11 protein-coding genes are annotated in these 12186 nt (G+C 55.3%); 5 read left to right on the forward strand and 6 right to left on the reverse strand.

Features of this window, described 5'->3' with window-relative positions:
- Positions 1-169 precede the first annotated feature (169 nt).
- The 4 genes from ABIE64_RS08450 (at position 170) to ABIE64_RS08465 (ending at position 5452) form a co-directional block, all read left to right on the forward strand.
- On the forward strand, positions 170-2038 hold the full coding sequence (locus ABIE64_RS08450) for an autotransporter domain-containing protein (RefSeq protein ID WP_354377123.1): 1869 nt from the start codon (positions 170-172) through the stop codon (positions 2036-2038).
- 400 nt (positions 2039-2438) lie between these two features.
- Positions 2439-4073: an autotransporter domain-containing protein gene (locus ABIE64_RS08455; protein ID WP_354377124.1), complete on the forward strand. Its 1635-nt coding sequence runs from the start codon at positions 2439-2441 to the stop codon at positions 4071-4073.
- A 183-nt stretch (positions 4074-4256) separates the two neighbouring features.
- Positions 4257-4469 carry a DUF3185 family protein gene (locus tag ABIE64_RS08460; protein ID WP_063093359.1) on the forward strand — a complete coding sequence of 71 codons (213 nt, stop codon included), beginning with the start codon at positions 4257-4259 and terminating at the stop codon, positions 4467-4469.
- A gap of 149 nt (positions 4470-4618) precedes the next feature.
- Complete coding sequence (locus ABIE64_RS08465) at positions 4619-5452, forward strand: DODA-type extradiol aromatic ring-opening family dioxygenase (protein WP_354377125.1); 834 nt, start codon at positions 4619-4621, stop codon at positions 5450-5452.
- 58 nt (positions 5453-5510) lie between these two features.
- Here the strand turns inward: ABIE64_RS08465 and ABIE64_RS08470 are convergent, their stop codons facing one another.
- The 4 genes from ABIE64_RS08470 to ABIE64_RS08485 all read right to left on the reverse strand — a co-directional run bounded on the left by ABIE64_RS08470 (position 5511) and on the right by ABIE64_RS08485 (position 9061).
- The gene (locus ABIE64_RS08470) at positions 5511-6236 is read right to left on the reverse strand and encodes a copper resistance protein B (protein ID WP_354377126.1); all 726 of its coding nucleotides are present in this window, start codon (positions 6234-6236) and stop codon (positions 5511-5513) included.
- Positions 6237-6242: 6 nt separating this feature from the next.
- Positions 6243-7949 carry a copper resistance system multicopper oxidase gene (locus ABIE64_RS08475; RefSeq protein WP_354377127.1) on the reverse strand — a complete coding sequence of 569 codons (1707 nt, stop codon included), beginning with the start codon at positions 7947-7949 and terminating at the stop codon, positions 6243-6245.
- 89 nt (positions 7950-8038) lie between these two features.
- Positions 8039-8605, reverse strand: coding sequence for a cupredoxin domain-containing protein (locus ABIE64_RS08480; RefSeq protein ID WP_354377128.1), 567 nt, complete (start codon positions 8603-8605; stop codon positions 8039-8041).
- 123 nt (positions 8606-8728) lie between these two features.
- The gene (locus ABIE64_RS08485) at positions 8729-9061 is read right to left on the reverse strand and encodes a hypothetical protein (RefSeq protein WP_037987818.1); all 333 of its coding nucleotides are present in this window, start codon (positions 9059-9061) and stop codon (positions 8729-8731) included.
- A gap of 177 nt (positions 9062-9238) precedes the next feature.
- Between ABIE64_RS08485 and ABIE64_RS08490 the strand changes: the two genes are divergently transcribed.
- Entirely contained in the window at positions 9239-9661 is a 423-nt protein-coding gene (locus tag ABIE64_RS08490) for a secondary thiamine-phosphate synthase enzyme YjbQ (RefSeq protein ID WP_354377129.1), read from the forward strand.
- Between the two features lie 15 nt (positions 9662-9676).
- Here the strand turns inward: ABIE64_RS08490 and ABIE64_RS08495 are convergent, their stop codons facing one another.
- Positions 9677-10309 (reverse strand): TetR/AcrR family transcriptional regulator, encoded by a 633-nt coding sequence (locus ABIE64_RS08495; RefSeq protein WP_354377130.1) that lies wholly within the window; start codon positions 10307-10309, stop codon positions 9677-9679.
- A 67-nt stretch (positions 10310-10376) separates the two neighbouring features.
- A complete protein-coding gene (locus ABIE64_RS08500; protein WP_354377131.1) occupies positions 10377-12095 on the reverse strand; it encodes a phosphoethanolamine transferase in 1719 nt (572 codons plus the stop codon).
- Positions 12096-12186 lie beyond the last annotated feature (91 nt).

Here is a 12186-nt window from a genome sequence, read left to right on the forward strand (position 1 = left end):
GCCCGAAAACCGGGCCTTCTATCCACTTTGCGCAACGACCATCCACTTAGTGTCAAGAAACGACACAATCCCCCCTTTAAGCATAGCCCCCACAATGCGCCGCCCCTAAAGCTCTTGCAACGGACCGATCTATCGGCACCGATCAAAAAGGGTATGGGCATGGCAAACAATGAATAAGATCAGAAGCACCTTCAAACAGGAACGATCTGATCGTTCGCTCCTCGCCGGGTGCAAATCTGTTGTGAAAAAAGGGCTTTGTGCGCTGGCCCTGACAGGCTTGTCGCTGCCCTTTGCCAACAGCGCCTTCGCCATTAGCGTCGGTTGCGGTTTTTGGAACCTTACAATTAGTACCAGCGCCATAGTGACTTCCAACGAAGTTTTTAGCGCGTGGGAGGTCGCCAAGGTCACCTTCACACATCAAAGCGGCAATTCGCCAAACAACTACACCTTCACCTATACCGACAACGATAACGCCGCCAATTCGCGGTCTGTCACGCCCGGCAGCACCATCATTGGCGACACCGTCACCCTCACCCTCCAAATCCCGGCCGATACGACAGACGGCAAGCTTTCCATAAAGGCCATTGGCGCGACGTACAACATGACCGCAACCTGCGTTGCCGGAACAGAACCGGTCGCGGAAGCAGAAGAGTTAAAATCCTCCGCCAGCACCACCTCCGCCGTTGTCAATGCCGTCTCGCGCTCCCAAACCACCGTCATTCAACAGAATATCGGCGCGCGTGTCTCATCCGTGATCAGCACTGCCAACAATACCAATACCGATAGCGTGCCCGCCCGAACAGCCTCAATGGTCGAAACTGGCCCCCATCGCACCAGCCTGACCGGCACAACGCTCGATGATGATCGCAACAGCAACAGCATCACCGACCGCGATGACGCCCTGCGCCGTATCGCGATGATCGGCAGCTTCGACAGCTCCACCGGCAAAGGCATGCAGATGCTTGGCCTTGGCCCGACCGACCGGGGAAATAGTGGTGATGTTGGCGGCGCTGGTGGCATTGACGGACGGTCTGCCTTTGCCGCAACCACGCCCTTTACCGTCTGGGGGCATGGTTCCTTTACTGCGGTCGATAACGACCATGTCAATGGCACCACCGACAGCCGCTATGACGGTGATGTCTGGGGCTATAATATCGGGCTGGATTACCGCTTTGCCGATGCCCTGATTGCCGGTCTGTCACTTGGCTATAACGACACCGACCTGACCACATCCTTTAACAATGGCAGCTATCAGGAAACCGGCTGGGTCGCATCGCCCTATGTCATTTACCGCCCGATTGAAAACCTGACCATATCGGGCGAAGCCGGATATGGCATGGGCGATATTGACGTCACCCGCGATAATGGTGCGGTATCGGGCAATACGGAATCTGACATATGGTATGCCGCCCTGACCACCTCTTATCGGGTCCGCCCGATTGAAACCCTGCCCGTGTCCCTCACCCCGTCACTGGCCTTTATCGCCGCACGCAAGACGGTTGATGCCTATCGTGAAAGCGATGGCACAACCAATGCCACCACCCGATCCAACACCCGGCAGATCAGACCGGCGATCGAGGCCGCCTATGACTTCACCCCGACCCAAAGCCTGATCATCTCGCCCTTCCTTGAAACCGGCCTGATCCATGACTTCACCGATGAAATCAACAATGACAAAACCGCGTTCAATATCGGCGGCGGGGTTCGAATGTCTGACAGCCTCACGGGGTTGAATGCCGCCCTTGAAGGCAACTATCTTGCCGGGCGTGCGGATTACACCGAATACACCATCGGCGGCACGGTGACCTATGGCTTTATCCTGACCGGCGATGATGGCCGATCCCTTGGGATCGTCAAACCGTTCTTTGCCAGCAACCTCAACGAATATGGCAATCACCGCATCCGCGCCGGATTTGGCTTTGATACCGGTCCGCTTACCAGCGAACTTGCACTCAGCCACATGATGTCGATTGCCAATGACGACGATGACAACACCGATACCAGCAGGCTAGAAATCCAAATATCGATGCCGTTCTGATCTCTGGCGGGCGACGCGGTCAAACCTGACGTTGCCCGCCCATTGCCTTGCTGGCAACTGATTGGACAAAGCCTCACTTACGCCTGTTTTAGCATCGTGTACTTAACGTCTTGCAATTAAGTGAATTTTCTACTTATAAATCAACCCATGCGCGTCATTCTCTGTTTTCTAAAACCAGCGAAAGACGATTCCAAGGGGGCATATTATGGGCAAATGGAAAGTATCTCTTCTAAAGAGACCAGTCGTGCTGGGGATGGCACTGATAGGCGCAGCATCAATTATTTCCACTGAAGCGTATGCAAAAAGTGCAGGCTGTACGGCGTGGACGTTTGATGGCAGCACAAACGGCGTAAGTGGTTCGACTTCGGCGTTCGAAGTAAACGAAACGCCAAAGGTCACAATGACAAACAACAATGGCGTCGGTATACCTTATGTCTTTACCTATACAGACAGCGCCAACGGCAACCAGGTGATCACGCGAAGCGGCACAGTCGCTGCCAGCGATACAGTGACCGAAACGATTACCATCCCACGCGACACGACCGGCGGTCGGTTAAGCGTGCTGATCAATAACGGCGTCGTTCCGTCCCTCTTATTGGACATATCCTGCGCCGAAGCGGTAGCCCCAACTTCCGGATCATCCGAAAAAAGCCAGTCCACAACATCTTCGACCGTCGTATCATCTGTGTCACGTTCCCAGACGACCGTGATCTCACAGAATATTGGTGCCCGGCTCTCCGTTGTTGGCACCCCGGCTGGTGCCGCAACGGGCGGATCGACCTCCGGCGGCGGGATTGGCACCGGAAGCGGTAGCGCCGGAAACAGTAATGACAATGATACAAATGCCAATCTTGTCTATGACCCGGCTTACCACCGCAGCGCCACCAACCTGACCGACGATGATAACGCCCTGCGCCGCATCGCCATGATGGGAAGCTTTGATAGCTCGACCGGTGAAGGCATGCACATGCTGGGCCTTGGCCCGACAGATCAGGGCAATAAAGGCGGTGCCAGTGGTGTTGACGGCCGTTCTGCCTTTGAAACCGCATCCCCCTTCACGATTTGGGGCCACGGATCATACACGTCGGTCGATAACGACTATGTCAATGGCACCACCGACAGCCGCTATGACGGTGATGTCTGGGGCTATAATGTCGGGCTGGATTACCGGTTTGCCGAAAGCCTGACGGCGGGTCTGTCGCTTGGCTATAACGATACCGACCTGACCACATCCTTCAATAACGGCTCCTATCAGGAAAAGGGATGGGTCGTTTCACCCTATGCGATCTACAGCCCCGTCAACGGACTGACCATTTCCGGCCAGGCGGGCTTTGGCATGGGCGACATTGATGTGACGCGCAATAACAATGCGGTTTCCGGCAACACGGAATCTGACATCTGGTACGCCCAGCTCAATACTTCCTACATGATCCGCCCGCACGAAACCGTGCCACTCTCTCTGACACCGTCCGTGGCCTTTATTGCCGCACGCAAAACGGTTGATGGTTACACCGAAAGCAACAACACCGCCGTTGCCGGCACGACCTCGAACACCCGGCAGATCAGACCAGCCATCGAAGCCGCTTACGATCTTGCGCCAACCCCGACCCTGACCGTGACGCCTTTCATCGAAACCGGTCTGGTTCATGACTTCACCAATGAAATCAACAATGACAAAACCGCGTTTGAAATTGGTGGTGGTGTCCGACTGTCTGACTCTGTTACCGGTCTGAGTGCCGCCCTTGAAGGCAACTATCTTGCCGGTCGTTCGGACTATAACGAATACACCATCGGCGGCACGCTCATTTATGGCTTTGAACTTGTTGGCGATGATGGCCGCTCCATCGGGATCGTCAAACCGTTCTTTGCCAGCAACCTCAACGAATATGGCAATCAGCGCATCCGCACCGGATTGGGCTTTGATACCGGCAGGCTTAGTAGCGAACTTGCATTCAGCCACATGATGTCGATTGCCAATGATGATGACGATACCGACACCAGCAGGCTCGAAATCCAGATATCGATGCCTTTCTGATCGCAGGCACGCAACCAGAAGCCCCCGGCCACAGGCCGGGGGTTTTGCGTTTCACCATACATCCAGCCAGATCAATTATTTACCCGCGGGAACAACTGCGCAAAAGCCGCGTTGTGATCTCTGTTACACAAATCCCGATTTCGGGACACGCGCAAACGCAAACAAAAATAACAGGAGCCCCCAATGCCCATCAGTCGTATTGCCGGCATCGTCATCTGCGTCATCGGCATTGCTCTTTTGATCGTTGGTCTCAACGCATCCGATAGTGCCGCCGATCAGCTTTCCGAAACCTTCCTTGGCAGCTACACCGATGAAACGCTCTGGTATCTCATCGCCGGTGGTGCCGCCGCAGTCGGGGGCTTCATCATGATGATGTTTGGTGCCAAGGCCCGCTGATCCTTCCCGATCCGGCTGTTGTCATTGTTTCCCCAAACCGCCCTTTCGCGGGTGATGGCAACACACTGTTGACGAACGGTGACTGGTCAGGTGGACCAAACAGGCACATATTCGCAATCAATGTTTTGTGAATGTCGAGGTGCCCCACCATGACCAGTCCCGTTGCCCCCTCTGCTTCTGCCGCCCCGCAGGACAATCTCGCGCCGATCTTCATCTCGCACGGATCGCCGATGCTGGTCGCGCGTCAAAGCACCCCGGCATTCGATTTCTTTGCCCGCGATCTTGGCAATCAGTTTGATGGCGCGCGCGCCCTCCTGATCATATCGGCCCATTGGCAGACCGCGACACCGACCATCTCGACCGCAGCCCGCCCGGAAACCATCCACGATTTTTACGGCTTTCCCAAACCGCTTTATGACCTGCATTATGATGTTGCGGGCGATCCCGCACTGGCATCCGAAATCGCCGGTCTGATCGGGGCCGCCACCGATGCCGCGCGCGGTCTTGATCACGGTGCATGGATGCCATTGATCATCGCCCGCCCCGGTGGCGATATCCCGGTATTTCAGCTCTCCATGCTGGCCCATGGCAGCCCGGCAGATCATTTTGAACTGGGTAAAAAACTGCGCGGCTTGCGCGATCTGGGTGTTCTGGTGATCGGCAGCGGGGCAATGACCCACAATCTACGCGCCCTTGATCGCAACGAAGGCCCGATTGATCCGTGGGCGCAGGAATTTACCAACTGGATGCTGGCCAAACTGGCCACCCGTGATATCAATGCCCTGCTTGATTACCGCGCACAGGCCCCGCACGCCGCCCTGGCTCATCCCGAAGACGATCACCTGATGCCGTTTTATGTGGCACTCGGTGCGGCGGACGAGGGTTTCATGCCTGAAACCCTGCATGACAGTTTTGAATTCGGCAACCTTGCCATGACGGCCCTGCGCTTTGACGATCCCCAAAACATTCATCAAACGGCCTGAACGAACATATTCAGACCAAAACAAGAAGGCCGGGAGACGTCATCTCCCGGCCTTTTGTCTAGAACATCAGGCGAATGCCCGTGACGATATAGGTTGCCTCATAATCCTCGCCATCATGTTTGGCAAAATCGGCGGTATCCCCGAACTTTCGTTCATAGGCCACACCGACATAGGGCACGATGGCGCGATCAATCAGGTCATAGCTCAGCCGCAAGCCAAACTCGGCACTGGAAATCCCCTTGCCGATCTCGATCTCGCGGTCTTCCGAGAAGGCCGCATTGATCTCGAACGATGGTGTGAGGATCAAACGGTTGGTCAGAAGCCCTTCATATTCGACATCAAGCCTTGCTGAACCATCGCCCGTCTCGCTGACAAAAAGATCGGCATCGACTTCAAACCATTGCGGCGCAAGTCCGACAATGCCGACCGTGCCATACCAGCGATCAGCCCCCTCGGGGGTATCAACACGCACGCCCCCCTTGGCATCGAAAAAGTCGCTGATCGGGGTTTGCAGGACAAACCGGTTTTCAAGTTTCTCGTAACTCTCGGCATCAAGGTCACGTTCGCCCTCACCCTGCCAGCGCAGTTTAAGTTCGTCCGTGCCCACAAAGGCATCCGCATCCCAGACAAGGCGCTTTTCGCTTTCGTCACCGACACGATATTCAAACTGTTCGGCCTGAAAGCCGTAATAAATACTGGCATCCATCGCCATACCGGCACGCGCGAACGGGCCGAGTGCCAATGCGACACCCCCGCCGATCATCATCAGATCAAGTTTTTTCATGATGGATCAATTCCCGCTCTCAAGCTGTGTGACTGCCGGGCCGCCTTCAACCACGACCTTGCGGAACATGCCGGTTGCCATGTGATAGCTCAGATGACAGTGGAATGCCCATTCGCCCGGTTCATCAACCTCGGTTTCGGAATAAACCGTGGTGCCCGGATTGATGCTGAGCGTGTGTTTGACCGGGTTCCATTTACCCTGCCCCGTATCAAGGATCGACCACATGCCATGCAGATGCATCGGATGGGTCATCATGGTTTCATTGACGAATTTGAACCGGACACGTTCCCCGTATTTCAGGCGGATCGGCTCGGCATCTTCGTATTTCACGCCATTGATCGACCAGCTATAGCGTTCCATGTTTCCGGTCAGGCGAAGCTCGATCTCGCGGGTGGCAGGGCGTTCTGCATAAAGCGGTTTCTGCGCTTTCAGATCGCTATAGGACAGGAACTTGCCGCCATTGGCCGCCTCCGGAACAAGGCCACTGCCCGCCGCATAGAACGGATCGGCCTTCTCGTCCATATCCATGTTGGAATGATCCATTCCGGCCATATTCGAATGGTCCATTCCGGGCATCGATCCTTGCGATCCGCTGTCGGTGGCAGCAGCACCATGATTCATGCCCGCCATATCGCCATGGCCCATATCCCCATGCGCCATGCCCATATCGGCCATGGTCAGCATCGGTGATTCCGTGCGCAATTCCGGCATCTCGGCCCGCATTCCTTCGCGCGGGGCCAGGGTGGCAAAGGCATGGCCCGACCGCCCCATGGATTCCGCCAAAATCGGATAGGCCTTGTCGTCCTTTGGCTGGACAATCACGTCATAGGTTTCGGCAACCGCAATGCGGAACTCGTCAACCTTGACCGGCTGCACATTATTGCCATCTGCCTGCACCACGGTCATTTCAAGCCCCGGCATCCGGACATCGAAATAGGTCATCGCCGACGCATTGATGAAACGAAGCCGCACCCGTTCTTCGGGCTTGAACAATCCGGTCCAATTCTGATCGGGTGACATGCCATTGATCAGGCCGACAAACCCCTGCACATCCTCGATGTCGGTCCGCATCATCCGCATGGAACCCCAGTCGCCGCGTTCTGACAACGTCGCACCCAGACCGTTCTTCGATACATCATCAATGAAGTCGCCAAGGGTCCGCTGTTTGCGGTTGTAATAGTCCGGCATCATTTTCAGATTGCGCAGAATGCGATCACCCGAATGAGGATGCTTGTCTTTCAGGACCACCACATATTCGCGGTCAAATTTGAACGGCTCGCGTTTTTCCGGCTCGATGATGATCGAACCATAGGCTCCGTCCGGCTCCTGAAAACCGGAATGGCTGTGGAACCAGTATGTGCCGCTCTGTTTGACCGGAATGCGATAGGTGAATGTTTCACCCGGTTCGATACCGGGGAAACTGATGCCCGGCACACCATCCATCTGATAGGGCAGGATAAGACCATGCCAATGGATCGAGGTGGCCTCTTTCAGATTGTTGGTGACATTGATCACCGCCTCTTCGCCTTCCTTGAAACGAAGTGTCGGTCCGGGGGATGCCCCGTTATAGCCGATACCCTTTGTCTTGGTATCTCCGGTATCGATGGTGACATAATCGACTGTCAGGTCATAGGTCGCCGCCTGACTTCCCGTCGACAGGGCAACCATCGCCAGCGCCCCGGCAAGGACGCCTTTGACATAGTTGATTTTCATTTCATGGATTCCCAAAAACTTGCGGAAACGCCAGAGGCCTCAGGGACGGCAAGGTACCGCCCCGCCTCTCGCACCTCGAACCGACCGGCTTATGACTTCAGATGGACTCTGCCCATCATGCCGCTTTCATAGTGGCCCGGTACGTTGCAGGCGAATTCAAGCTCCGCATCCGCTGGGAACGTCCAGATGATCTCGGCGGTCTGGCCGGGTTCAAGAAGGACGCTGTTGGGGTCGTCATGTTCCATGGTCATACCGTTCCCCATATCCATTTTCATCATGTCCATATGGATCTTGTCCACATCCAGCGCGCCATGCTCCATCATCATCATCATTTCTTTCTGGTGGCTGGCATGCATGGCGGCCGTGCCGATATTGAACTCGTGAACAAACTCACCCTTGTTTTCAATCTGGAAAAGGATGGTTTCACCGGCACGGACTTCGATGGTTTCCGCATCAAAGAAATTGTCTTCCATAACAACCTTGATGGTGCGGGTAACATCGGCGGCATTTCCCGGCGCACCGATTTCCGGGGCGACCGAACCATGTCCCTGACCATGCCCCGGGCTTGCAAAGGCAAGCGGTGCGCTCAGCAGGACACCTGCAATCGCGGTTGAAACGGCAATACGGGTAAGAAAATTCGATTTGACGTTGGGCATATCATGCTCCTGAAAATAGTCGTCAGAATGATTGCCGTTGCTGCACAAACATCTGCGCAAGCTGCACTGATCCCCGAAACGGACGACCAGATGACGGCATTTAAGACAAAGACGGGATTATTTTCAGGCGCGCGGCGGCTTGTAGCTGCCATCTGCCTCAATCGAAACGAACGAACGCTCCGTGATCCAGAATGCAGCTTGTGAAACCACAAGCGTGACCGATACCAGATCGACCAGTTCCTCGACAAACGGCCCGCAGACCGTCATGCCGCAAATATCGGCATGGGATGAAAACGGATCGTGGGAAAACGGCTTGGACATGTCATCCATATCGCTGACCATGCCATGATGGCTGTTACCGTCATGGCCGGAATGCGCCCGCACGTTCCCGCTGACCGACAGCAAAACTGTCAGGCTCATCAGGATCACAAGTGTGCAGGAAATGAAACGCAACATGGCTTCCGATCAAATGTAAACGCCCAAATCGTTATGCCCGGCAACGGGCAACGTCAAGTGGCAATATTGCGGCACGCCGCATATCCTTATATTTCAAAAGATTAGGTGCCCTTGTTATTGTTCACCCCGGCGATTACGATCATTTTCAGACATCAACCTCGCAAGACGGAATGCCCCATGCTGTCGCAAGACCAGACCACGCTTGAAATCAGCACTACCGGACAGGGCCTGCTTGAAATCACCGATCAGGTCCAGTCATGGATCATTCAAACCGGCATCAAAACCGGTCAGGTCACAATCTATTGCCGCCATACATCCGCCAGCCTGACGATACAGGAAAACGCCGATCCCGATGTCGTGCTTGATCTTGAAACCTTCTTTGCAAGACTTGTCGAAGAAAACCCCGGCCTCTATCGCCACACCGCCGAGGGCCCCGACGATATGCCGGCCCACATCCGGGCTGCGCTGACCGATGTGTCACTGACCATCCCGGTCACAAACGGTCGTGCGGTTCTGGGTACGTGGCAGGGGATTTACCTGTTTGAACATCGCCACGCCCCGCATCACCGCCAGATCACCCTGCATCTGATCGGGGAATAAGCCCGGCTTGCCGCCTTACGCCGCCATTTCCGGCCGACGCAGCCAGATACCCCTGATCTGGGTGTCAAGCAGGCCGCGCAAGGTCGCGCACATGTCTTCGCAATCGTAATTCTCCGCCCCGACATGTTCGTGGATGGTGAATAAAAACAGGGCGATAACGGTCTTGTGGATCGCCTCCGGTTCAATTGCCGGGTTCAGCTCCCCGTCAAGCTGCCCATCCTCGATCAGGCGCATCACCGCATCAATCAGGCCGCTACCGCGCATCAGTTCCTTGACCGCCCCCTTGCGCGGTGAAAACACCAACTGCTGCAAAATCACCTGCCAAAGTCCCGGTTGCAGCGCGATCTGCGCAAAGCGATAGGATGCGATATGCATCAGCTTGTCGACAAAGCACCATTCGGGCTCCATCGTATGCAGCCCCTGCTTGATCGCATCGGCAAGATGGTCACCCACACTGGAAATCAGTAATTCTTCCTTGGTCGGGAAATGGCTGAAAATCGTGCCTTCGGCAACCCCGGCTTCCCTGGCGATTTCGCGCGTGGATGCCCCGTCATAACCCTGCGCGTCAAAGCATTTTCGCGCCGCGATCAGGATGTTTTCACGCGTCTGTTCACGTTTGGTCGCACGGCGGTTCACACCGGTCTGCATAAGACATCCCCTGCTTAATTGAGCACACTCAATGAGCATACTCAATTAAACCTGATGCCTGCCGCTGTCAATTGCCTGTCATTTCGGGATGTGTTTCAAGCTCGGCCTGATAGGTGGCGTTTTCGCAAGGAGCAAAGATATCCTGCCCCTTGCGATAGACCGATGTTTCAACCCCCATCACGCCCAGCACGGTTGAAAACACATTGTCATGCGAAAAGCTGCCGGTTCTGGCCTGATCGCTAAGACAGACGCGATTGATCCCGTGATCGGCGACAAACCCGTCCGACGCCCAGACAAACATCGGCACCCGCGTCTGTTCGTCCGGGGCAAACATGTATGGCGCCCCATGAAGATACATGCCGCTTTCGCCAAGCGATTCCCCATGATCGGACACATACAGCAGCACGGTATTGTAACGATCCTGATAGGACTGCAACCGTTCCACCAGCCTTGAAATCACAAAATCGGTATAGCGGATGGTATTGTCATAGGTATTGATCAGCTCCTGCTGCGTGCAGTTTTCAATATCGCTGCGCGGGCAGTCGGGGGTGAAAAACCGGTGTTCATCGGGATAACGTTTATAATAGGTCGGCCCGTGGCTGCCCATCAGATGCAGGGTCACCAGCCGGTCGCCCGCCATCGCGGCAATCTGTTCGTCAAGACCGTCCAGCATCACCTCGTCATGGCAGGTGCCATTGCCGCAATATTGCGGGAAATCTTCGGGTTTGATGTCAACATTGGGGATGCGGTCACACGCCCCTTTGCAGCCCTCGTCATTTTCCTTCCAGAACACCGAAACACCGGCCTTCGCCACCACATCCATCAGGCTTTCGCTATGGCTGGCGACCTCGCCATTATAATTGGCATGATCCATGACCGAAAAAATGCACGGCACCGAAACCGCCGTTGCCGTCCCGCAGGACCGCACATCCTGAAACGCCAGCATCCCCGGAATTTTTTGGGTAAATTCCGATGTCGGGCGGGCATAGCCATTGGCCTGCACACTTTGCGCCCGTGCGGTTTCCCCGATCACGAGGAACATCAAAGTCGGCTTGCCGTTGCCCGCGACCTTCACCACCTGATGGGCGTCATTGCCGACCGTCTGGAATGGCATCGATGACGATACATAGCGCCGTTTGACATACTGAATACTGCCCGTCACGTAATTGACCGGCGAAACTTCCTTGCCCAGCACCTTGTGATTGCGCCCGACCGATGCGTAATCCTTGAAATAAAGCCCGGCAATCCCGCCAAAAAGCACCAGCGGCACCGCCATCATCGCCACCCGTTGCACAAACCCGCGCAAAACACTGCGCGGATAGCGCACCGGCAGCAGGAACAGCAAAATCACCGGCACGATCCCGGTCCCGATAAACCAGATCGCCGATTGCATATTCAGATACGAAAACGCTTCGGCGGAATTGGTTTCGACCACATTTTCAATCATGCCGCGGTCAAACACGATGCCGTATTTGACCATCGCATAATTCGCAAGCGCGCCGGTCAAAATCAGCAGGACAAAAAACGGCTTCAAAAGGTATCTGAACGAAAACGGCGTGAATAAAACGATAGACCCCAGCAGCAAAACAAACGGCGCACTGGCCGCAAAGCCAAGGTCATAGGCCTCAAGCTGCCCGAGGATTTGATAAAAATGCCCCAGAACCTTCCAGTTCAGGACAAGCGCGAAATAAACCGCCAGCCCGACAATGACAAAACGATAATCAATCGGCGAAAAACGCGATCGCATCCGGTTAAAAAAGCGAACAGGAAGGCTGAAACGGGACATCGGCACTCGCACAAAAGGGGGGCAAATGCCCCACGTCTGCGCTGCAATATGTGTCCGCGTTTGGCAACCGGACCAACAATGCCGGGATCAA

It is taken from the genome of Thalassospira sp. MBR-102 (genome assembly GCF_040549275.1).
Lineage (GTDB): Bacteria > Pseudomonadota > Alphaproteobacteria > Rhodospirillales > Thalassospiraceae > Thalassospira > Thalassospira xiamenensis.